Consider the following 21,960-nt stretch of genomic DNA (forward strand, 5'->3'; position numbering starts at 1 on the left):
GATGAGTCAGGCCGCGCAGAATCTGAACTGGTTGATCACCAACTTCGTGGACAACACCCCAGGGGTGTCCCACACGGTGGTGGTCTCCGCAGACGGCCTGCTGCTGGCGATGTCCGAAGGTTTCCCGCGCGACCGCGCCGACCAGTTGGCGGCTGTCGCCTCCGGTCTGACCTCGCTGACGGCGGGTGCCTCCCGGATCTTCGAGGGCGGCGCCGTCAGCCAGACCGTGGTGGAGATGGAGCGCGGATTCCTCTTCCTGATGTCCATCTCGGACGGCTCCTCACTGGCCGTGCTGGCACATCCGGACGCCGACATCGGTCTGGTCGGCTACGAAATGGCTCTGCTGGTGGACCGGGCGGGCACTGTCCTGACCCCGGACCTCCGTGCCGAGCTCCAGGGCAGCCTGCTCCACTAGGCGGCCGTGAACCGGTGACACAGACGATTAGCCCAGGTACCGCACTCATCACTCGCCCGTCCGGCCGCTTACAGCCCCCCACCGGCCCCTTCAGACGGCAAGCCGACACCCTGCTGTCACGCCCGGAGGATTCATGACCCCGCCCCCCGCCTCACCCGATCCGTACGGCGCGTTGAACCACGCGTCGTACGAAGGTGAGGGCGACCAGCCGCTGGTTCGTCCGTACGCCATGACCGGCGGACGGACCCGACCGCGCTACCAGCTAGCGATAGAGGCGCTGGTCAGCACCACGGCCGACCCGGCGCACCTGGGGACACTGCTCCCCGAGCACCAGCGGATCTGCCACCTGTGCCGCGAGGTCAAGTCGGTGGCCGAGGTGTCGGCCCTGCTGTCGATGCCGCTCGGCGTGGCCCGGATTCTCGTCGCGGACCTGGCGGAAGCCGGCATGGTGGCCATCCACCAGCCGGGCAACGGAGAGGCCGGCGGCGCGCCGGATGTGACACTGCTCGAAAGGGTGCTCAGTGGACTTCGCAAGCTCTAGTGGCGGTGCAGCCCGGGCCACCACCTCGGCGAAGATCGTGGTGGCGGGCGGATTCGGCGTGGGTAAGACCACGTTTGTCGGTGCCGTTTCGGAGATCAATCCGCTGCGCACCGAAGCCGTGATGACGTCCGCCTCGGCGGGCATCGACGACCTGACACACACCGGAGGCAAGACCACCACGACGGTGGCCATGGACTTCGGCCGCATCACCCTGGACCAGGACCTGATCCTGTACCTCTTCGGTACGCCCGGACAGGACCGCTTCTGGTTCATGTGGGACGACCTCGTACGCGGCGCCATCGGCGCCGTCGTCCTCGTCGACACCCGCCGCCTCGCCGACTGCTTCCCCGCCGTCGACTACTTCGAGAACAGCGGCCTCCCCTTCGTCATCGCCCTCAACGGCTTCGACGGACACCAGCCCTACACCCCCGACGAAGTCCGCGAAGCCCTCCAGATCGGACCCGACACCCCGATCATCACGACCGACGCGCGGCATCGCGGTGATGCCAAGAGCGGTCTGATCACGCTGGTCGAGCACGCTTTGATGGCGCGGCTCAAGTAGGCACAAGTCGGTATTGCCGTACGACAATTACGGTAGCCACACGGGGGTGGGCTGTGTCCTTTGACACGATCCACCCCTGTGTTCATAACGTTTCGAGAGAGAATTACCCCACAGCCAATACCCGATGCACACGACCGGTACCGCTGTGCTCACATGAGCCCCGCCTTTTGGCGGGGCTCGTTCTTTATGCCCGTTTTATCTGAGGTCCGGGCCACTCGGAATCGCACATTCCGACTGTTTGGAACGCGACCGGTAGGCGTGCTGCAATTCGATGAACTCCCGAGTAGTACGGCCCTGAACGAAACACGGCACAACGTAGGTGCCGACGCCGAGAGGTTGTTGGTCGAGTGAGGCGTAACAACGAGGGCGCAACGGCGCAGACGGAGCGGGGCAACTTCACCCCTCCGCCACGCACCGTGGCGCCGTCCGCCGATGTGTCCGATGGGATACCGGCCGGTGGCAGCACCAGCCGGCTGTCCCCGCGCAACTGGCGGGTGCCCACCCGACTGAACGCGATCCTCCTGATCCCGGTGCTGGTCGGCCTGATCATGGGCGGCTTCCAGGTGAAGGGTTCGGTCGACACCTGGCAGGAGGCCCAGGACGCCGAGAAGACCGCGCTGATCGTGCGCGCGGCCGCCGAGTACGGACAGGCCCTGCTCAACGAGCGTGACCTCACCGCTCAGCCGTTGCTCTCCAACAAGCGCGATTCCGAGATCGTCACCCAGGCCCAGGCCACCACGGACGCAGCCGCGCAGAAGTTCGACACGGCCGTGAAGGACAAGCCGGGCAAGCAGGGTCTGGAGCGCCGCCTCAAGCTGTTCAAACTGGAGGAGCCCAAGCTCCCGGGCCTGCGCAAGGCCGCGTACACCGCCGCCATGGACCCGGTGAAGACCGAAGAGGGATACACCCAGGTCCAGCACTCCCTCATGGAGTTCTGCAACGAGCTCGGCCTCGGCACCGGGAACATCACCAGCTACGGCCGCACCGTGTACGCAATCGAGCTGGCCAAGGCTGCAGAATCGCTTCAGCGCTCCATCGGAATGCACCTTCTGGTGCGGCCCAGCCAGGAGAGCGCCAAGTTCAACGACCAGGTCAAGGCCTTCGGCTCGTACAACTACCTGGAGCAGATCGCCCTCGGTGAGTTCGTCTCCGGTGGTACGGAGGCCGACGCCGCCCGGCTGAAGACGGTCATGGCCGGCAAGGCCGCCGAGGGCGCCGCCGAGCTCAAGTCCGCGAAGGAGAAGGCCGACGCGGCGGGCGTGCCGTTCGTGACCCCGCCCACCGTCGACGGCTCGGTCTACGACGGCATGGCCCAGGAGATCGGCCTGGGCAAGAATCCCAAGGAGCTCAAGGCGAAGGGGATCACCCCCGAGACCTGGATGGCCGCGGCCACCGCGAAGTTCGACGGCTACACCACGGTCGAGGACGAGCTCGTCGACAAGGCGGTGACCGAGGCCGCCGAGATCTCGTCCAGCGCCCGGACCGACGCCATCGTCAACGCCGCGATCGTGGTCATCGCCCTGCTGGCCGCCTTCATCCTGGCCGGGCTCATGGCCCGGCAGATGAGCCGCTCGATGCGCCGGCTGCGTACGGCCGCCTTCTCCATCGCCGAGCAGCGGCTGCCCTCGCTCGTCGACCAGCTGTCCCGGACCGATCCGGGCCGGGTGGACACCCGGGTCCAGCCGATCCCGATCAACAGCCAGGACGAGATCGGTGAGGTCGCCCGCGCCTTCGACCAGGTGCACCGCGAGGCGGTCCGGCTGGCGGCCGAACAGGCCATGCTGCGGGGCAACGTCAACGCGATCTTCACCAACCTCTCGCGCCGCAACCAGTCGCTCATCGAGGGCCAGCTGACCCTCATCACCGACCTGGAGAACAACGAGGCCGACCCGGACCAGCTGGAGAGCCTCTTCCGGCTGGACCACCTGGCGACCCGCATGCGGCGCAACGGCGAGAACCTCCTCGTCCTCGCCGGCGAGGAGCCCGGCCGCCGCTGGAACCAGCCGGTCCCCCTGGTGGACGTCCTGCGGGCCGCCTCCTCCGAGGTGGAGTCCTACGAGCGCATCGAGCTCTCCGGCGTGCCGGAGACCGAGATCCACGGCCAGTCCGTCACCGACCTCGTGCACCTGCTGGCCGAGCTGCTGGAGAACGCCACCACGTTCTCCTCGCCGCAGACCAAGGTGCGGGTCACCGCGACCCGGCTGCCCGACAGCCGCGTGATGATCGAGATCCACGACAAGGGCATCGGCCTCACCGCCGAGGACTTCGCCGACATCAACCACAAGCTGGCCAACCCGCCGACGGTGGACGCCGCGGTCTCCCAGCGCATGGGCCTGTTCGTGGTCGGCCGCCTCTCCGACCGGCACGGCATCCGGGTCCAGCTGCGCCCCTCGGGCGAGCAGGCCGGCACCACCTCGCTGGTCATGCTGCCGGACGCGATCACCCACGGTGGCGGCGGCGACGGCGCCCCCGCGCAGGACGACTTCACGGTCTCCTCGATCATTCCGCAGCAGCAGGCCTTCGATGCGCCGCCGCTCCAGCCCCAGCTGCGTACGGCGGCGGAGCTCGGCTTCGACGACTCGCGTTACGAGGAGCCCTCCGCGGACTCCGCGCAGCTCGACCCGGTGGGCCGCTCGCTCATGCGGGAGGAGCGCCGCGCGGCGCTGGAGGCGCAGACCGGCAACGAGCGCCCGCCGTTCCCGCAGCAGCAGGAGCCGCAGCGGCAGTACTCCGAGGCCGCGTACGGCGAGGCGCCCTACGCCGCGGACCCGTACGCCCAGGAACCGCAGGCGGGCGGGCAGCAGGAGCAGCAGTACGAGCAGCCCTCGTACGAAGGCGCCTACGACCCGTACCGGGGTGACAACGGCTTTGCCGAGCAGCCCGGTTACCAGGCTCAGGCCGGCTACCAGGAGACGGCCTATCCGGCTCCGCAGGCGCCGCAGCCCGCCTACGACGCGCAGTACGCCGCCCAGCCCCAGCAGGAGGAGTGGGCTGATCAGAGCACGTACCAGGGTGCGTACGAGCCGGTCGCGCAGGCCGAGCCGGAATCTGTTGCGAGCACTCCCGCGCCCTCGGCGGAACGCGTAGGCTTCGACCGTTCGGGACCCGTCCCGAACTCCGGCCACGAGCTGACCAATGCCGGTCTGCCGCGCCGCGGCGGCCAGCAGCACTGGCAGCCCACCGGTCGTGGCAACGACCAGCCCGCCGCCACGCAGCAGCCGCAGCAGGAGCAGCACGAGGAACCGCCGCAGCAGCCGTCGCCCGCACAGGCGGACGGGGCCGGTCCCGAGGACTGGCGCTCGGCGAACGACGAGCGCTGGGAGCGGGCGGAGAAGCTCAAGGAGCCGAAGGCGGGCGGGGTCACCCCGTCCGGTCTTCCCCGGCGCGTGCCCAAGGCCAATCTGGTCGAGGGCACGGCCGAACAGACTCAGCAGGGCGGCCCCCAGGTCTCCCGCGCCCCGGAGGACGTGCGTGGCAGGTTGAGCAACCTGCGCCGTGGCGTGCTGCGGGGACGTAACGCGGGTTCGGACACCAGTAATACCTACAACCAGGAGCGTTAGTGTGAGCCCGATGAGCCAGGCGGCGCAGAATCTGAACTGGTTGATCACCAACTTCGTGGACAACACCCCAGGGGTGTCGCACACGGTGGTGGTCTCCGCCGACGGACTCCTGCTGGCGATGTCCGAGGGGTTTCCGCGCGACCGTGCGGACCAGCTGGCGGCTGTCGCCTCCGGTCTGACCTCGCTGACCGCGGGTGCCTCCCGGATCTTCGAAGGCGGCGCGGTCAATCAGACAGTTGTGGAGATGGAGCGCGGATTCCTCTTCATCATGTCCGTTTCCGATGGATCTTCGTTGGCCGTACTTGCACACCCGGACGCCGATATCGGTCTGGTTGGGTACGAAATGGCCCTTCTGGTCGACCGTGCCGGCAGCGTCCTCACGCCGGACCTCCGTGCCGAGCTTCAGGGAAGTCTTCTTAACTAGTAGACAGACAGTGCGTTTCGCGTCACCGCGCCATAGGGTGCGGTGGCGCGGGCCCACTGGGATCGGGACCGGCAGGCGGAGGAGGAATCGTGAGTACACCCCCAGGCGGGCACCAGTTCCATGGTGGTCAGCAAGTACCGGGTGAGCACGGGGACAATGGTTTCGGCTTCCCCTCCACACCCGGCAGACAGGGCGCGCAGCAGCCGTATCAGCCGTATCGACAGCCGCAGCAGCAGCAGCAGCCACAGCACGTTCAGGGACCGGAGTGGCCGCAGCAGCCGCAGCAGCCCCACCGGCCGCAGCGTCCGCACCGGTACGACTCCCCGCAGCAGCCCCGCATTCAGCCGGTGCAGCCGCGGCGGGCCCCCGAACCGGCAGCGCCCGCCGCGCACAATCCGCTGGTTCGTCCGTACGCCATGACCGGTGGACGGACCCGACCGCGCTACCAACTCGCCATTGAGGCGTTGGTCAGTACGACGGCCGATCCGTCCCGGCTGCAAGGGCAGTTGCCCGAGCACCAGCGGATCTGCCGGCTGTGCATCGAGATCAAGTCAGTGGCCGAGATCTCGGCCCTGCTCTCGATTCCGCTCGGCGTTGCCCGGATCCTCGTAGCCGACCTGGCTGAGGCCGGACTCGTCGCTATCCACCAGCCCGGCGGCGACGAGTCCGCCGGCGGCCAGCCAGATGTGACACTGCTCGAAAGGGTGCTCAGTGGACTTCGCAAGCTCTAGCGGCGGAGCGGCCCGCTCCACCACCTCGGCGAAGATCGTGGTGGCAGGGGGCTTCGGCGTGGGTAAGACCACGTTTGTCGGTGCCGTTTCGGAGATTAATCCGCTGCGCACCGAAGCCGTGATGACGTCCGCCTCGGCGGGCATCGACGACCTGACACACACCGGGGACAAGACCACCACGACGGTGGCCATGGACTTCGGCCGCATCACCCTGGACCAGGACCTGATCCTGTACCTCTTCGGTACGCCCGGACAGGACCGCTTCTGGTTCATGTGGGACGACCTCGTACGCGGCGCCATCGGCGCCGTCGTCCTCGTCGACACCCGCCGCCTCGCCGACTGCTTCCCCGCCGTCGACTACTTCGAGAACAGCGGCCTCCCCTTCGTCATCGCCCTCAACGGCTTCGACGGACACCAGCCCTACACCCCCGACGAAGTCCGCGAAGCCCTCCAGATCGGACCCGACACCCCGATTCTGACGACGGACGCGCGGCATCGGGCGGATGCGAAGAGTGCGCTGATCACGTTGGTGGAGCACGCGCTGATGGCCCGCCTGCGGTAGGGCCTGCGGCCCGCTTGGTCCGGATGTACGTGAGGCCCCGCGCTCCCTTGCCTGGCTCGGGAGTGCGGGGCCTTTCGTTTGTGTGCGCCCGGCCTTCGGCCGTGCTTTGTCCTCAATCTCCCCCATAGCCTGAACGGCATGGGAGGTGCCCCCTCGACGGGCTTGATTTGGCCGACCTAGGCTTTGATTCGCCAGGTCGGGGTTGATTGGGCCGGCGTGCCTACCGGGTCAGTGACCGCTCACCTTGATCACGTAGTCGCGCCGCGCCTTCGGTCCGTCGGAGCCCTGGTACGCCGTGACCGTGAACCGTGCCGTTGCCGCCCTGGCCGGTGTCCCCACGATGCCGCCGGTGTCCGCGTTGAGTACGAGGCCCGCGGGCAGGGACCCCGAGGTCACCGCGTACCGCGTGGTCGCCGGCGTGTTGGTCTTCACCGTCGCCTCGTACAGGGCGCCCCGGGCCGCCGCGGGCAGCGGTCCGGCGTCGAGCTCCGGGGTCGGGGCGACGACGGCCTGGGGAGCGCCGACCGGCTTGCCGTCGGCGTCCAGCTCCTGCAGGGACCAGCGCTTGCCCGGCTCGACCACGCTCAGGTGCCAGTTCGTCGTCAGGTCGTGGAACCGCGCCCGCTGCTCCGCGGTGAACGCGCCCAGGTTGCGTGCCGTCTCCCACTGCTGGATGGCGTCGAGCAGCCGGGTGGTGTTCTCGCCGCCCGATTCGAGGCGGGAGACCGAGCTCTGGAAGCCCGTCCCGGCGTTCAGGCCTGCGCCTCGGGCCAGCTTCCACTCCATGGTGAGCAGGCTGTCCGAGCCGTTGAGGCTGATCCAGCCGAGCATGCCGGGGAGGTAGTTCGCCTGGAGGTACTTGTTGTTGGCGAACACCTGCTCCATCGAGGTGCTGCCGACCTCACCCCAGCTGGCCCGGGTCAGCGCGTCCCAGGTGTTCGAGGTCATCCGGCTGGTCTCGGAGATGAATCCGTCCTTGGCATCGACGCGCCGGAACGTCTTGTTCACGAGGTGAGCCATGCCGTAGGCGCCCCAGCCGGACTCCGATGCCGACTCCAGGCCGTCCCACGACATACCGGTGATGCCGGTGGTGTTCCAGGCGGTGGTCAGCCGGTCGCTGATCTCGTCGAGGACGGCATGACCGCCGATCGCGCCGCCGTAGCTGTTGGCCATGACTCGGGCGGTCTGGTCGCCCTCGGGGTGGGAGACAGCGGCCGATCCCCAGCGTGCGCGCTGCACACCGGTCACCTTCCACTCCTTCCCCACCTGCTCGGCCGCTCCGTAGCTGACGAACTCGTCCCCGATGCGCAGGAGGCTGTAGCTCGGTCCCGCGGCGAGCAGCGCCCCGTCGTCGAGGTACAAGGTGGTGTCGCCGTCCGTCAGCGGACGGGTGAGCGAGGCGGTGCCTCCCATCGCGAGGCGGTCGTCGGCAGGCGGCTCCAGGTAGGCGTCCCGCGGGAACCAGGCCCAGTCGTAGGGCTCGTCGCCGGTGCTGATGAAGTCCGACAGGGTGTGTACGCCGAGCTGCACACCGTTCGCCCTGGCGCTGTCCACGGCCGCCGCGGCCCCGGCGTCACTCCCGCCCAGGCTGGAGTCGAACCGGTAGTGCCCACTCGACTTCCACGGGCCGTAGCTGCTGGTCAGCGAGTAGATCCGGTTCATGCCGGCCGCCTTGGCGAACCGGGCCGCCGCCGGAATGTTGCCGCTCTCCAGGTCGCCGAGCACCAGCCAGGACTGGCTGCTCGCCTGGGAGGCCTTCTGCCACTGCCCGTCCAGCTTCGGGTAGGGCAGCTTCTCGCCCTTCGCGATGTTGGACAGGATCGTCGGCGTCGCCTCGGGCGAGGCTCCGAAGAGTGCGATCTTGGAACCGGCGATCCTGCCCTCGCGGCCGGGCAGCGGCCCGACCGGGATCGGATAGCCGCGTACCTTGCGGTGGCGTTCCTTGGTGTAGTCGAAGGTGAAGGCGCGCAGTACGGAGCCCCAGGGGGTCACGCCCGCCGCGCTCCACTCCTCCAGGGACCCCACGCTCACATGGTCCGGATCGTGGCTGACCTCGTTCTCCCAGCCCATGTCCTGGTCCTCCTGCGGCCAGGCGCCTTCGGTACGGTCGGTCAGCGGCCGGAGCCCGATGGCGAAGTCGTCGTCGCGGACCACGCCGACCGAGGTGCCGACCGTCTTGGAGATCGAGGTGGCCAGCGGACCCCAGAGCAGGGTCTGCACATCGACGCCCTTCGGCACATCGACGTCGACCGCTTCGAACGTGGTGTAGCCGCCGCGCCCGGTGACCAGCTTCACCTGGACCTTCCAGTGCGCCGCCTCGTTCCGGAACGTGAGCATCGCGTCCCCGGGTCCGGACCGGTGAACCGTGGTCGGCCGCTGCTGCTTGCCGTCGATGACCAGGCTGACCAGGGACGCCGCACGGCCGGCCGCGAGGTGGTCGACACCGGTCCTGAGGTCCTCCAGGCCCACGACCGTCCCTGTTCTGTCGAGCTCCAGGTCCAGATAGCCGGCCTGGATCTCGATCGGCGGAGTCGCTCCGTCGGGTCGTGCCTGCGCCGACTGTGCGCCGGCCGCCGGCAGGATGCCGGCCGTCAGCATCACCAGGGCCACGGAACCGGCCGTGCGCCGACGCCGCTCGGGCCTCCTGCGAGGGGACTGCGATCTGACTGCGCGTGCGGGGAACCGCATGATGTTTCTCCTGTCACTCTCGACGGAAACTGCTGCACCGGCCGCTGTGCCGGTCATCCCTTCGTGGCACCCCCCGTCAGGCCCCGGACGAACTGCTTCTGGAAGGCGAGGTAGAAGGCGAGGACGGGCAGGGTGGCGAGCAGCATGAACGCGAACACCGCCCCGAAGTCCTGCTGGTAGGGGCCGATGGAGCGGAAGATCCCGACCGTCACGGTGTTCCCGGCCCCCGGGCCCAGGACGAGCAGCGGGGTGAGGAAGTCGTTCCAGACCCAGACCCCGAGGAAGATCAGCACGCTGGCCGAAGCGGGCCGGAGCAGTGGGAAGACGACCTGCCAGAAGATCCGGAACCGGCCGGCGCCGTCGACCGCCGCGGCCTCTTCGAGTTCGCGTGGGATCGAGCGGATGAAGCCCATGAAGACGAACACGGCGAAGGGCAGGTAGTACCCGACGTCCACCAGCACGGCGCCCGGCATCGTGTGCATCAGGCCGACGGCGTCGAGGATCCGCGTGATCGGAAGCATGATCACCGCGGGCGGGATCATCAGGCCGGACAGCATCACGCCGAGGACGACACGGCTCCACCAGCGGTCCGACCGCACGAGGTGGTACGCCGACATCGCGGCCAGCAGGGTGGTGATGAGGATCGAGGCCGCGGTCAGGGTGACCGAGTTGACGAGGCCGTACCAGAACAGTCCGTCCGGCCGGCTCAGCACATGTCCAAGGTTGTCGAGGGTCGGCGGCAGCGGGAGTGCCAGCGGAGATGACACGACCTCGGAGCTGGGCTTGAAGACGTTGACCAGTGCCACGTAGAGCGGCATGCAGAAGACGGCCGCCACGCCGGTGGCCAGGAGCGGCCGTATCCACGGCGTTCGGGAGTTCACAGGTTCACCTCTCGTCGTTGCAGGAGCTTGAGCGTGGTCACGCTCGCGGCCGAGACGACGACGAGCATGATCCCGGCCATCGCGGACGCCACTCCCGGACGTTGCTCGGAGAAGGCGGTGCGGATCACCTCGAAGGCCACGGTGGCCGTTCCGTCGGTGCCGGGGCCGCCGTTGGTGAGCACGGCGATCTGGTCGTAGACCTTGAACGAGCTGATCATCAGCATCACGGTGTTGATCGTCAGCGAGGGCGCGAGCAGCGGCCAGGTGATGGCACGGAACTGCTGCCAGGGGCCGGCGCCGTCGAGGCTCGCCGCCTCGTCGAGCTCGGCGGGGATCCCCGCGAGTCCGGCGAGGTAGACCACGACGGCGAAGCCGAGCAGCTGCCAGACCATGATCCCGGAGACGGAGTAGATCGCGTACGACGGATCCGTGAGCCAGCCCGGCGGGTGCTCGACCCCCAGCGACACGAGCGCGCTGTTCAGCAGGCCGTCGTCCGCGAGGATCGAGCGCCCGATCACCGACACCACGACAGCGGAGAGGATCACCGGGGTGAAGTAGACGCTGCGGAGCAGGCTGTAGAGCCGGCCCTGCCTGCGCAGCAGCAGGGCGATCGCGAGACCGAGCAGGTTCGTCAGCAGCACCACGATCACCGTGATCACCACGGTGTTCCACAGGGAGTGCAGGAACTCCTCGTTCCCGAGGAGGAAGCCGTAGTTCTCCAGGCCGATGAACGAGGTTTCGGGGCGGGTGGCGCGCTCGTCGGTCAGCCCGGTGTAGAGGGTCCACAGAATGGGCGCCAGGACCATCGCGGTGAAGATCGCGAGGGTCGGCAGCACGAACACGGCACCGGCTCCCACCGACGACCACGTCCAGGTGCGGCGCCGGTGCGGCCCACCCGCGCGCCCGGACGGGGCCGGAGCGGCCTGCGCCCGGACCGGCTTCCCTCCGGCGGCGACGGTCCCCGTCCCGGCGGGCGAGGGACGCGTCACTTCGTGAGCTCCTTGTACTTCGTGTTCAGCGTCGCGACGAACTCGTCCACGTCCGCACGGCCGTTGAGGAGATCGTTCAGTGCCGCGTCGACCTTGGGTATGAAGCCCGACGGCAGGGCCGGGACGCCGCTCTCGTTTCCGAAGCTCGGCGTCACGGTTCCGCCGGCCCGGGCCTTCTCGTAGAGATCGAGGGTGGTGTTGTACAGCGGCGGCAGGCCCGCCGGCGGCTTGTAGCCCTTGAGCGCGACGAACAGGCCGTCGTACTTCGCCCCGCCGTCGGCGTTCAGCTTCGAGAACTCGACGGCCCACTGCTTGGCCTTCGCGACGTCGGGGGACTTGGCGCTCACCGACAGTCCCCCGCCGGTGTACACGGGCATGACGAGCGAGCCGTCCTGCGTGGGCATGGGGAAGGCGCCGAACTCCTTCTGCTGCGCCTTGTCCGGGGAGGCCGGGAACCACGAGCCCATCGGGTACATGGCGCCCTTGCCCTTGAGGAAGTCCTCCTGCGCCTGGGCGTAGGTGGCCGACAGGTTGTCGACGTTCTCCTTGCCCGCCAGTGCCTTCATCTTGGTCGCCGCGTTGACGAACAGGGGGTCGCTGAAGTCGGTCTTCCCCGCGGTCAGCTTGTCGAGCCACTCCGGGTCCTTGGCGTAGACCTCGTCGGCCACCAGCTGGGCGAAGGTCCATCGCGGGCCGAGGCCGTCCGGTGCGCCGCCGCCGATGACGAACGGCTTGATCTGCGCCGCCTTCAGCTTGTCGACCGCGGCGAGCAGTTCGTCCCACTTCTTCGGAGGAGTGGTGATGCCCGCCTTCTCGAAGGCCGCCTTGCGGTAGTAGATCTGCCAGGTCTGCGAGTTGGTGGGCAGCTGGTAGATCTTGCCGTCGAAGCTGTTCGCGGTCGGGCTGACCCAGTCCGCGAGTTCCTTCTCGTCGAACCGGGCGAGCTTGCCGCCCTCCGCCAGCCCGGCAGGGTCGATCGCGACCATGATGTCGGGCAGTGCGCCGGTCGAGTCGAGTTGGCGCGTGTACTCGTTGCGCTGCTCGGCACTCGGCGCGACAAGCTTCTTGATCTTCACCCCCGGCACCTCGGCGCTGGTTCTGGCGATGATGTCGTCCCAGTAGGAGGCGGTGAGGTTGGGGGTCTCGAAGGTGAGCAGACTCAACGTCACGTCACCTCCCGAACCGTCCCCGCCTTGGCTCCCGCCACCGCCGACGGCGCAGCCGCTCAGCGCGACCAGGCCCAACGACACCGCTACCGCACCCCAGTTGGCCCGCTTGCTCATGAGGCCCTCCTTGCTGGTCGAACCCACCAGGGGATGTCGCTCGGCCAGAATTTAGATAAGTAAGTTTCTTGTCAATATTGCTGTTGCGGCGTCAATTTAGATACCGTGCCGCCGTGAGTCAAGACATCGGTGAAACCCGGGGAAACACAACTCCCCCAGGCCGTGCGGGCGATGCCCATCTCCTGCGCAGGCTCAATCTCTCGGCCGCGGTGCGGGCCTTCCTCGACGCCGCCTCACTGTCGGTCAGTGACGTGCGTTCGATCGTCGGGGTCTCCCGGCCCACCGCCGAGGATCTGGTCGCGACGCTGCTGGACGAGGGCTTCGTCCGTGAGGCGCTCGACCGTCCGGACGGCGAGCGGTCGGCGGGACGGCCGGCCCGGCGCTACGAGGTCGTGGCCGAGAACCACGCCGTCGTCGGAGTCGACATCGGCGCCCACAAGGTGGCCGTGGTCGTCTGCGATCTGCGCGGAAACGTCCTGGCGGTACGCAGGCGCAGCGTCGACTCCGGCATCGGGCCGGCCGGGCGCATCGGGGCGGCGGCGCGGCTGGCGGAGACGACCCTCCGGCAGACCGGGACGGACCGGGAACACGTCCGCTCGGTGGCCTGCGGCATCACCGGCGTGGGCGCCAACGGCTCGGAGGTCATGGACATCCGCACCGTTCCCGCAGGCCAGGACCTGGACGTCTACTCACTCCCGGGCTTCGACAGGATCGACGTGGTGTCGGAGGTGTCGGAGCGCTTCAAGTGCGACGTGCTGGTCTCCAACGACATCCACCTCGCGGCGGTGGCCGAGCAGTGGCAGGGCGGCGCCGGGGCGCGCGACCTCGTCTACATGCACGCCGGCCGCCGCCTCGGTGCCGCGATCGTCATCAACGGGCAGATCCACCACGGACGGCACGGCCTGGCGGCGTCCGTCGGTTCCATGAAGATCCTGGGATGGGCCGAAGCGATGGCGCAGCTCGACCGCGAGAGCCGCAAGCTTGCGGGCTCGGCCGCCGAGGAGTCCACCAGCGGCAACGTCCGGGCACTCTTCGAAGCGGCCGCGAACGGCGACCGCACCGCGGTGCGCACCGTCGACCGCGTCGCCGAGGCCCTCGCCCTGGGCGCCTCCGTCCTGGTCCACGCCGTCGACCCCGATCTCGTCGTGCTTGGCGGCGGTCTGTCCCGCGCGGGGGACGTGCTCGCCGGCCCCTTCGAGCGGCACTTGGCCGCCACCTCCCTCAACAACCCGGAGTTCCGCGTGTCCCTGCTCGGCGACGAGTCCGTCGCCCTCGGCGCCGCCCGGCTGGCGCTCGACGATCTCAAGGAGCGCCTGCTCGCAGTGCAGGCCTGATCCACCCCCTCTCACCGCACCAGGGAGTCACCGAATGATCGAGCCCGGACGCGTTGCCGTGCCCGCGCCCACCGCCCCCGTGTCCCTCTCCGGACTCGGCGGGACCGAGACCACGACGATGGTCCTGCTGCCGAGGGCGGACGGCCTGCCCGATATCGGGTGGGTGGGGCTCCCCCTGGCGGCGACGGACGTCCGGTCCCTGACGCTCCCGGCCTCGGTCGAGACCACGGCCTGGAACTCCTGGCTGACCGGCTCACCCGTCAGCGTGCTCCCGGAGCACGCGCGCGGCTACCTCGGACGGCCCGCACTGCTCGGCCACCGGGTCGGCCCCGAAGGCCCGGGGAGCGACTGGTCCACCGCGTTCGGCCCCGGCCCGGTGCGCTGCGACGACGGCTCACTCGTGGTCCGGGCCACCGACGAGGCAGCGGGGCTCGACCTGCGCTTCGAGGCCGAAGCCGTCCACGGAGGAGGGCTCCGCCTCCGGCACGTGCTGACCAACACCGGCGCCGGCCCCTACGTGGTCGACGCGCTCGATGTGGTCGTCCCCGTTCCGACCGGCGCGGGCGAGATCCTCGACTTCACCGGGCGGTGGGCCCGCGAGCGGCAGCCCCAGCGCCGCGCCCTCGCGGACGGGCAGTGGGTCCGGGAGCACCGTCGCGGCATGCGGGTTCTCGACGGCACCGGTCTCGTCGTGGTCGGCACCCCCGGCTTCGGATACGGCGAGGGTGAGGTGCTCGGTGTCCACCTCGCCTGGAGCGGCAACCACCGGTACGCGGTCGAGCAGCTCAGCTCCGGCACCGCCGTCGTCCGGGCCGGCGAGTTGCTGCACCCGGGCGAGGTGGTCCTCGCCGAAGGCGAGACGTACACGACGCCCTGGGTGCACGTGGCCGCGTCCGCGCGCGGCCTCGACGGACTGGCGGACGCGACCCATCAGTACGTCCGGTCGCTCGCCGCCCATCCGTCGTCGCCCGCACCCGTCATGTTCAACCCGTGGGAGGCCGTCTACCTCGACCACGACCTGGAGACGCTGACCGCGCTGGTCGACATCTCGGCCGAGCTGGGTGCCGAGCGATTCGTGCTCGACGACGGGTGGTTCGCCGGCCGCACCTCCCTCGACGACGGCCTGGGTGACTGGACCCCGGACCCGGCGGTGTGGCCGCACGGCCTGGCACCGCTGGTGGACCGGGTGCACGGGAAGGGGATGGAGTTCGGGCTCTGGTGGGAGCCGGAGGCCGTCAACCCGAACTCCGCGGTCCACCGCGCTCATCCCGACTGGATTCTGCGGACGGGCAATCGGACGCCGGTGCTGGAACGCAACTGCTACCTGCTCGATCTCGGCCGGGAGGACGTGCGGAACCACCTGCTCGACTCCTTCGGCCGGCTGGCTGCGGCGCACCGGATCGACTTCGTCAAGTGGGACCACAACCGCGACCAGATCGACGGCGGTGACTCGCGCGGCTCCGGCCGGCCCGCGTCACGGCGGCAGACCCTCGCCTTCCGCGAGCTCCTCGACGAACTGGCCCGCCGCCATCCCGGCATCTCGTGGGAGAGCTGTGCCTCGGGAGGCGGCAGGATCGACCTGGACGTACTCGAACGGGTCCAGAGCGTCTGGGCCTCCGACGTCACCGATCCGCTGTCCCGCCAGCCGATCCAGCACTGGAGCGCCCAGCTCGCCCCGCTGGAGTACCTGGGCGCCCATGTCGCCGCGCCGGTCTCCCACCAGACCGGCCGGACCAGCAGTCTGGATCTCCGCGCGGCCACGGCCTGTTTCGGCCAGTTCGGCGTCCAGTGGGACCTCACGAAGGTGCCGGCCGGCGAGCTGGACCGTCTTGCGTGCTGGATAGGCCTCTACAAGCGGCACCGCGCGCTCCTGCACACGGGGCGGCTGACCCGAGTCGGACTGCCCGAGGGCCTGCTCGCCCATGGAGTGGTCGCCCGGGACGGCTCGGAGGCACTCTTCTCCTACGCCCAGCTCGACGAGACAGTGCCCGTGCCACCGCGGCTCCGCATACCGGGCCTCGCCCCGGACCGGACCTACCACGCCTCGCTCGTCGCACCGGCTGACCCGTCGGTGAGCTGGGAGGTCACGGGCGTCCGGGCCACCGGTGCGGCGCTCGGAGCACTGGGACTGCCAGGTCCTGCGCGGGCGCCTCAGAGCGCGGCGCTGGTCCATCTGCGTGCCGTCTGATCTCTGCGCGCCGTCTGATCCGGCATCCCCCGCCGCCGGACCGGCCAGGTCCCGGCCCCGGAAATGCTGTGGTCCACCCCCCGGCTCGGGGGGTGGACCACGGGTTCTCAGCCCTGCCAGCTGTGCGGGGCGCGGAAGCCCGGGGTGCGCTCCAGGCGGCGCCAGCCCGCGGTGTCGCGGCCGCGGCGGGCGGGGGCGTCGGTGGGCTGGGCGGCTGCGCGGGCGAGCAGGACCGCGGTTATGGCGGCCAGCTCCTCGGGGTCGGCCAGACCCTTCTCGACGCGCAGCACGGACTCGGTGGCAGTGCTCATGGATGTCTCTCCGTCTTCTCGGCAGGTCTTCGCGGGGCCTTGCAGGGTTGCTGCGGGGCCGCGGACTACTGCGGGGGGTTGCCGTGCTTGCGGGACGGCAGGTCGGCGTGCTTGGAGCGGAGCATCGCCAGCGAGGCGATCAGAACCTCGCGGGTCTCGGCAGGGTCGATGACGTCGTCGACCAGGCCGCGCTCGGCGGCGTAGTACGGGTGCATCAGTTCGGCCTTGTACTCCTTGACCATGCGGGTCCGCATGGCCTCCGGGTCCTCGGCGTCGGCGATCTGCCGGCGGAAGATGACGTTGGCGGCACCTTCGGCGCCCATCACCGCGATCTCGTTGGTCGGCCAGGCGTAGGTGAGGTCCGCACCGATGGACTGGCTGTCCATGACGATGTAAGCACCGCCGTAGGCCTTGCGCAGGATCAGCGAGATCCTCGGCACCGTCGCGTTGCAGTAGGCGTAGAGCAGCTTCGCGCCGTGCCGGATGATTCCACCGTGCTCCTGATCGACGCCGGGCAGGAAGCCGGGTACGTCCAGAAGAGTGACGATGGGAATGTTGAACGCATCACACATCTGGACGAACCGGGCGGCCTTCTCGCTCGCCTCGATGTCCAGGACACCGGCCAGGGCCTGCGGCTGGTTGGCGACGATGCCGACGACCTGGCCGTCCAGACGGGCCAGCGCGCAGATGATGTTGCGGGCCCAGCGCTCGTGGATCTCCAGGTAGTCGCCGTCGTCGACGAGCTCCTCGATGACCTTGTGCATGTCGTACGGGCGGTTGCCGTCGGCCGGGACGAGGTCCAGCAGGACGTCGCCGCGCCGGTCGGCCGGGTCGTCGCTCGCCACCGTGGGCGGGTTCTCCCGGTTGTTCGAGGGCAGCATCCCGATGAGGTAGCGGACCTCGGCGATGCAGGTCTCCTCGTCGTCGTACGCGAAGTGCGCGACGCCCGAGGTCTCGGCGTGCACATCGGCGCCGCCGAGGCCGTTCTGCGTGATCTCCTCGCCGGTGACCGCCTTGACGACGTCCGGTCCGGTGATGAACATCTGCGAGGTCTCGCGGACCATGAAGACGAAGTCCGTGAGCGCCGGGCTGTAGGCCGCGCCGCCCGCGCACGGGCCGAGCATCACGCTGATCTGCGGGATGACACCGGAGGCCCGGGTGTTGCGCTGGAAGATGCCGCCGTAGCCGGCGAGCGCCGAGACGCCCTCCTGGATACGGGCGCCGGCGCCGTCGTTGAGCGAGACCAGCGGGGCACCGGCCGAGATGGCCATGTCCATGATCTTGTGGATCTTCGTGGCGTGGGCCTCGCCCAGCGCGCCGCCGAAGATCCGGAAGTCGTGTGCGTAGACGAAGACCGTGCGGCCGTCGACCGTGCCCCAGCCGGTGATGACACCGTCGGTGTACGGCTTCTTCTCCTCCAGGCCGAAGCCGGTCGCCCGGTGCCGGCGCAGCTGCTCGACCTCCTTGAACGAACCCGGGTCCACGAGCAGCTCGATCCGCTCACGCGCGGTCAGCTTGCCCTTGGCGTGCTGCGCCTCGGTCGCCCGGTCACTCGGTCCGCGGCGTGCCTGCTCGCGCAGTGCCAGCAGTTCCGCCACACGGCCACGGGTGTCGCTCGGCTCGCCCTGGGTTTCGTCCACAACGGTCATGTACCGACCCTACGAACCCCACCCAGAAAATCCTGCCGTCGACTCCGTACAGTCTCCTGGCCGGTTTCCTGGTGGAGCCTGACAGAAGCCATGGGCCATGCAGGCGAAGTACCAGCCCGCACCCGTCCTCGTTTGTGGATGTTCCACAAAGGTTCACTGTGGTCTGCCACACACCCCCGTCAGCCGGGGAGTGTCCGGCGGCTGGGCGTCCTGGACCTTCTGGATGTCCTCCAGCCTCGACCGTACCGGCTCCGTGGGGTGCGCCATCGTGAGCAGCACCGCCTCGTAGAACGCGTCCCGCACCGCCGCCGGCATCACGTCCGACGCGTCCAGGCAGAGCGGCACCCGCTGGTCCGTGAAGCGCCGGCTCACCTGCTGGTCGACCGTGCCCGTCTTGGGCGGGACCGCGGCGTTGGCCGAGAACACCCCGCCCGTGCGGCCCCACTCCTCCTGGGCATCCCGGGAGGCGAGCCGCCGGATCATCTCGCGGGCCGGGCCGCTCCGGCCGAAGAGCGCCGCGAAGTCGGCCGACACCTCGTGGGCCTTCACCGTATAGGGGCCGCCGGGCAGCAGCGGTGCCGAGTCCCCGAAGGCGGCCCGCTCCTTGCGGTCGCCGTAGAAGGCGCGGGCGAAGGAGCCCTGGTGCTCCAGGTCGCAGCCGCCGCCGAAGAGCAGTCCGTGGCCACCGGCCCGTCCGCGGTGGTCGGCCAGCAGCATGTCGCCGGCCCGGTCCGGGTCCTGGGCGAGCATCCCGGCCCACGCGGTCCAGGCGTCGGCCACCGGGGCCTCGGTCCACTTCATGTCGCCGGTCGCCCAGCGGGCGTACAGCACCGGGCCCGCGCGCTGGAGGATGAGGTCCTCGATCCAGTCGCTGCCGGGCCAGCCGGACGCGCCGTCGTCGACCATGCCGATGCACCACGAGGCCAGCGGCGCGGGGCTGCGGCCCGGGGCCGCGCCGTCGCGGTACCAGACGATGGACTTGAGGTCGGCCTTGAGCGGTACCCACAGATCGTCGGCGATGTCCTGTGCCTCGGGCTGCCACGGATTGCCGTACTCCTCGGGGTCGTACAGCCCCTTCAGGGAGCGCAACCGGTCCTCGTCCGCGTACTCGACGAGTTCGCCGACGCCCGGCAGGATCGCGATGTCGGGCGGGTCTCCGGCCTGGACCTCGGCGAGCAGCACCTCGCGGGTCGCGGCGGTGCCCTGGTAGGTGTACGGGATCCCGAACCCGTCCAGGACGTCCTTGAACCGCTGCTCCTGGTCGTCGGTCCACGGGCCGAGGATCGTCACCTTCGGTTCCTCGTCGCTGCCGCCGGGGGCGGCGAGTCCGCAGCCGGCTGCGGTCAGGAACAGGGCCAGGACGAGGAGGAACGCGCGGGGGTACGGGGTCATCCGGCCCTCCAGTAGTCGGCGTTGAGGCGCCGACAGATGCCGGCGGCCGGCAGCAGGACGATCAGCGCGGCGCCGCCCAACGCCCCGTAGTACGTCCAGCTCTGCCAGCTCCGGGCGGCCAGCCGGCCGCGCAGGGCGGTGGAGTTGTCGGTGACGAAGTTCTGGGAGGCGACCAGGTCCGCGGTTTCGTGGGCCCGTCGCTCGATCGCGACCAGCCGGTGGCGGGCGGTGTCCAGCCGCTCCTGGGTGTGGACGGTGGCCCACAGCGGGACGACGGCGAGCGCGACGGTCACCAGCAGCGCCGCCAGCAGCCACGGGTCCTGGCTGCGGCCGCAGCGGGTGCGCAGCACCCACAGGGTGCTGAGGCAGGTCAGGGCCAGGACCAGCAGGCCCAGTTCGGCGACGGCCCAGCCGGTCCGCTGAAGCGTTCCGAGCGAACTGACCCGGTCCACGCGCCGCATCTGGTGGTCCTGGAGGACGTCGAGTCGCGGCACGACCCCGGTGCCCGGCCGGTCGAGGATGGTTCGGGCCTCCGCGAATTTCTCCTCCTGCATCAGGTCGTCGTGCACGTACTTGACTGCGCCGGGCGTGACGGAGCTGCTGTACGAGGTCAGCAGGCCCTTGACCGTCTTGAGGACGCCGCGGCCGCGTTCCCCGTCGATCTGTACGTCGGAGAGCCTGGACAGGCCCTGGTCGGCGGCCGCCAGCTGGTTCTCGTACCGCGCTCCGGCGCCGACCACCTCGTCGATCCCGTGATCGAGCGAGCTCTTCGCCTCCTGATGGGCGCGGAGCAGGGCGAGTTGGGTGGCGGCGGCCCCCTGGACGGCGGGTGCGTCGCGGGTGCGCATCTCGCCCGCGGCGTTCTGCACCTCGCGGTAGGAGACGAGCAGGGCGGTCATCGAGACGAGCGCGGTCACCACCATGACGGCCAGGTGCCGTTCCAGCAGCCGTCTGGTGCGTGAGCGGGTGCGGCGGCGGGTCCGGAAGGTGCGTGTCCACCGGGTCGGCGAGGGCATCACAGGCTCCTTCCGCAGGCGATGCAGAACCGGGCGCGGGGCCCGGCGAGATGGCGGCAGTGCGGGCATTTCACCGGCTTCCCCGTGGTGTGGCCGGGCAGTTCCAGCCCGTGGCCCGAGGCGATGTGCAGCTGTCCCCGGCGCACGGTGCCGCGGTCGACGGTCGGGCCGACCCGGACCAGTCCGCGCGGGCCGTCGAGGATGTCGGCCACCTCGCGCACGTCCTGGAGCACCCAGGCGGCGCCGATCTCGGTGGCGAGCCGGACCGCGAGGCCGAACTGCTGCTCGGCCTCGTCGCGGCTCATCGGGTCGAGTGCGGCGTATCCGCGGTTGAGGGCGGTCCGCATCTGGGTGGCGGCGTTCATCGCCTGGAGCGTGCCGCCCCCGCCGCCGGTGCCCCCCGCGCCCACGGCGAATCCGGGCGGCAGCCAGCGGACCAGCAGCGGGGCGGTGGCGTCCCCGACGGAGACGGTGGCCAGTTGCAGCAGCACGCCGAGCGGGTCGGTGCTCGCGTCGGCGTGCACGGTGAGGAGGTAGTCGCGGGTGCCCGGCTCCCACTGGTGGGTGGGGAAGCGGGCCCGGTGCGGCTCCTCCTGCCCCGTGGCGGGTGTGAGCCGTTGCTGGCGGGGGGCCGTCTCGGTCAGTTCGACCGCGCGCACCGCCGGACGCGCGGTCACCACGACCGGCAGTTCGGGGCTGCGGACCCGGCGCAGCCGTCGCAGCGCCCCGACGGCCGCGGGGCCGAACCGGTCGGGGGCGTGCTCGGCGGTGCCGTGCAGGCGCTCGACGACGGCGAGCAGCGGCGCGGGGTCCCAGTCGCCGCCGACCGCCAGCACGTCCGCGGTGAACGCGCCGTCGCAGATGGCGAGTTCCTCCCGGAGCGCGCCTCCGTCCCCGTCGGGCCCGGCCTCGTCCGCCGGGTCCCGGCCGCTGCCGTCGGTGATCAGCAGCAGGTGCCGTAGTGGCAGCGGGCGTTCGGCGAACAGTGCGCGGGCGGCGGCGAGCCAGGCGGGGTAGCCGGGCGGCGGCCGGTCCTCCGCCGCCGGGACGATCCGGCCCGCGCTGAACGCGGCGCGGCGCTTCTCCATCGTGTCGGCCAGCGCCCACCGGCCATGCAGCGGGTAGCAGCGGGACGGCTCCCCGCTCTCGTCGGCGCCTCCCAGGACGGCGAAGGAGACCCCGTCGGGCAGGGCCCGCAGCGTGGCGGCGAGGGCGGCCGCCGCGGACTCCCGGCGCCCGGCGGCGACGTCCAGCACGATGACGACGGCGAGTTCGACGGCGGGCACCTCGTCGCGGGGACCGGTACCGGCGGCCTTGACCCGCAGATGGGCGTCGATCCGGGTGTCGTGGTGCGGCTGCTGGTCGCGCCGGAGGTCCAGGGACACCTTGAACTCCAGCCCGGACGAGGGGGCGATGGCGCCCATGAACTGCCTC

General features: G+C 70.2%; 18 protein-coding genes. 9 read left to right on the plus strand and 9 right to left on the minus strand.

The genetic code is table 11. The features are described 5' to 3' along the window. The first annotated feature begins 1 nt into the window (after position 1). From OG912_RS07165 to OG912_RS07195, 7 genes are all read left to right on the plus strand, one after another. Positions 2-415, plus strand: coding sequence for a roadblock/LC7 domain-containing protein (locus tag OG912_RS07165; RefSeq protein WP_006127850.1), 414 nt, complete (start codon positions 2-4; stop codon positions 413-415). Between the two features lie 133 nt (positions 416-548). Beyond that, complete coding sequence (locus OG912_RS07170) at positions 549-956, plus strand: DUF742 domain-containing protein (RefSeq protein WP_073738726.1); 408 nt, start codon at positions 549-551, stop codon at positions 954-956. Then, a complete protein-coding gene (locus tag OG912_RS07175) occupies positions 937-1,518 on the plus strand; it encodes a GTP-binding protein (protein WP_073738725.1) in 582 nt (193 codons plus the stop codon). The genes OG912_RS07170 and OG912_RS07175 overlap by 20 nt, the downstream gene beginning before the upstream one ends. A gap of 347 nt (positions 1,519-1,865) precedes the next feature. Continuing rightward, positions 1,866-5,078 carry a sensor histidine kinase gene (locus OG912_RS07180; RefSeq protein WP_327708647.1) on the plus strand — a complete coding sequence of 1,071 codons (3,213 nt, stop codon included), beginning with the start codon at positions 1,866-1,868 and terminating at the stop codon, positions 5,076-5,078. A gap of 10 nt (positions 5,079-5,088) precedes the next feature. Beyond that, the gene (locus OG912_RS07185; protein ID WP_018551717.1) at positions 5,089-5,502 is read left to right on the plus strand and encodes a roadblock/LC7 domain-containing protein; all 414 of its coding nucleotides are present in this window, start codon (positions 5,089-5,091) and stop codon (positions 5,500-5,502) included. A gap of 89 nt (positions 5,503-5,591) precedes the next feature. Continuing rightward, positions 5,592-6,233 (plus strand): DUF742 domain-containing protein, encoded by a 642-nt coding sequence (locus tag OG912_RS07190; protein ID WP_327708648.1) that lies wholly within the window; start codon positions 5,592-5,594, stop codon positions 6,231-6,233. Further along, on the plus strand, positions 6,214-6,795 hold the full coding sequence (locus tag OG912_RS07195) for a GTP-binding protein (protein WP_014048542.1): 582 nt from the start codon (positions 6,214-6,216) through the stop codon (positions 6,793-6,795). The genes OG912_RS07190 and OG912_RS07195 overlap by 20 nt, the downstream gene beginning before the upstream one ends. Positions 6,796-7,023: 228 nt before the next feature. Here OG912_RS07195 and OG912_RS07200 read toward each other — a convergent pair whose 3' ends face one another. The 4 genes from OG912_RS07200 to OG912_RS07215 all read right to left on the minus strand — a co-directional run bounded on the left by OG912_RS07200 (position 7,024) and on the right by OG912_RS07215 (position 12,636). Beyond that, a complete protein-coding gene (locus OG912_RS07200) occupies positions 7,024-9,405 on the minus strand; it encodes an Ig domain-containing protein (RefSeq protein WP_327708649.1) in 2,382 nt (793 codons plus the stop codon). 131 nt (positions 9,406-9,536) lie between these two features. Continuing rightward, complete coding sequence (locus OG912_RS07205; protein WP_327708650.1) at positions 9,537-10,364, minus strand: carbohydrate ABC transporter permease; 828 nt, start codon at positions 10,362-10,364, stop codon at positions 9,537-9,539. Continuing rightward, positions 10,361-11,170, minus strand: a complete 810-nt coding sequence (locus OG912_RS07210; protein ID WP_398970172.1) for a carbohydrate ABC transporter permease — start codon at positions 11,168-11,170, stop codon at positions 10,361-10,363. Before OG912_RS07210 ends, OG912_RS07205 begins: the two co-directional genes overlap by 4 nt. Before the next feature lie 179 nt (positions 11,171-11,349). Beyond that, the gene (locus OG912_RS07215; RefSeq protein ID WP_327708652.1) at positions 11,350-12,636 is read right to left on the minus strand and encodes an ABC transporter substrate-binding protein; all 1,287 of its coding nucleotides are present in this window, start codon (positions 12,634-12,636) and stop codon (positions 11,350-11,352) included. A 113-nt stretch (positions 12,637-12,749) separates the two neighbouring features. On the opposite strand from OG912_RS07215, the gene OG912_RS07220 reads away from it, so the two are divergent. Both OG912_RS07220 and OG912_RS07225 read left to right on the plus strand, forming a co-directional pair. Beyond that, a complete protein-coding gene (locus OG912_RS07220; RefSeq protein ID WP_327708653.1) occupies positions 12,750-13,970 on the plus strand; it encodes an ROK family protein in 1,221 nt (406 codons plus the stop codon). Positions 13,971-14,004: 34 nt separating this feature from the next. Then, entirely contained in the window at positions 14,005-16,158 is a 2,154-nt protein-coding gene (locus tag OG912_RS07225; protein WP_327708654.1) for an alpha-galactosidase, read from the plus strand. Positions 16,159-16,265: 107 nt separating this feature from the next. On the opposite strand, the gene OG912_RS07230 is transcribed toward OG912_RS07225, so the two are convergent. The 5 genes from OG912_RS07230 to OG912_RS07250 form a co-directional block, all read right to left on the minus strand. Then, positions 16,266-16,469, minus strand: coding sequence for an acyl-CoA carboxylase subunit epsilon (locus OG912_RS07230; protein ID WP_327708655.1), 204 nt, complete (start codon positions 16,467-16,469; stop codon positions 16,266-16,268). A gap of 65 nt (positions 16,470-16,534) precedes the next feature. Further along, positions 16,535-18,118, minus strand: a complete 1,584-nt coding sequence (locus OG912_RS07235; RefSeq protein WP_327708656.1) for an acyl-CoA carboxylase subunit beta — start codon at positions 18,116-18,118, stop codon at positions 16,535-16,537. 153 nt (positions 18,119-18,271) lie between these two features. Continuing rightward, positions 18,272-19,510 carry a carbohydrate ABC transporter substrate-binding protein gene (locus OG912_RS07240; RefSeq protein WP_327708657.1) on the minus strand — a complete coding sequence of 413 codons (1,239 nt, stop codon included), beginning with the start codon at positions 19,508-19,510 and terminating at the stop codon, positions 18,272-18,274. Continuing rightward, the gene (locus tag OG912_RS07245; protein ID WP_327708658.1) at positions 19,507-20,526 is read right to left on the minus strand and encodes a hypothetical protein; all 1,020 of its coding nucleotides are present in this window, start codon (positions 20,524-20,526) and stop codon (positions 19,507-19,509) included. Before OG912_RS07245 ends, OG912_RS07240 begins: the two co-directional genes overlap by 4 nt. Then, a complete protein-coding gene (locus tag OG912_RS07250; protein ID WP_327708659.1) occupies positions 20,526-21,950 on the minus strand; it encodes a zinc ribbon domain-containing protein in 1,425 nt (474 codons plus the stop codon). Before OG912_RS07250 ends, OG912_RS07245 begins: the two co-directional genes overlap by 1 nt. Positions 21,951-21,960: the final 10 nt, after the last annotated feature.

The organism is Streptomyces sp. NBC_00464, assembly GCF_036013915.1.
Lineage (GTDB): Bacteria > Actinomycetota > Actinomycetes > Streptomycetales > Streptomycetaceae > Streptomyces.

What these genes read in the sequence shown, in the direction of transcription:
- OG912_RS07215 (WP_327708652.1), bottom strand. Translation starts at nt 12,636, where the DNA reads ATGAGCAAGCGGGCCAACTGGGGTGCGGTAGCGGTGTCGTTGGGCCTG.
- OG912_RS07210 (WP_398970172.1), bottom strand. Translation starts at nt 11,170, where the DNA reads ATGGTCCTGGCGCCCATTCTGTGGACCCTCTACACCGGGCTGACCGAC.
- OG912_RS07230 (WP_327708655.1), bottom strand. Translation starts at nt 16,469, where the DNA reads ATGAGCACTGCCACCGAGTCCGTGCTGCGCGTCGAGAAGGGTCTGGCC.
- OG912_RS07165 (WP_006127850.1), top strand. Translation starts at nt 2, where the DNA reads ATGAGTCAGGCCGCGCAGAATCTGAACTGGTTGATCACCAACTTCGTG.
- OG912_RS07170 (WP_073738726.1), top strand. Translation starts at nt 549, where the DNA reads ATGACCCCGCCCCCCGCCTCACCCGATCCGTACGGCGCGTTGAACCAC.
- OG912_RS07240 (WP_327708657.1), bottom strand. Translation starts at nt 19,510, where the DNA reads ATGACCCCGTACCCCCGCGCGTTCCTCCTCGTCCTGGCCCTGTTCCTG.
- OG912_RS07235 (WP_327708656.1), bottom strand. Translation starts at nt 18,118, where the DNA reads ATGACCGTTGTGGACGAAACCCAGGGCGAGCCGAGCGACACCCGTGGC.
- OG912_RS07245 (WP_327708658.1), bottom strand. Translation starts at nt 20,526, where the DNA reads ATGCCCTCGCCGACCCGGTGGACACGCACCTTCCGGACCCGCCGCCGC.
- OG912_RS07185 (WP_018551717.1), top strand. Translation starts at nt 5,089, where the DNA reads ATGAGCCAGGCGGCGCAGAATCTGAACTGGTTGATCACCAACTTCGTG.
- OG912_RS07225 (WP_327708654.1), top strand. Translation starts at nt 14,005, where the DNA reads ATGATCGAGCCCGGACGCGTTGCCGTGCCCGCGCCCACCGCCCCCGTG.
- OG912_RS07250 (WP_327708659.1), bottom strand. Translation starts at nt 21,950, where the DNA reads ATGGGCGCCATCGCCCCCTCGTCCGGGCTGGAGTTCAAGGTGTCCCTG.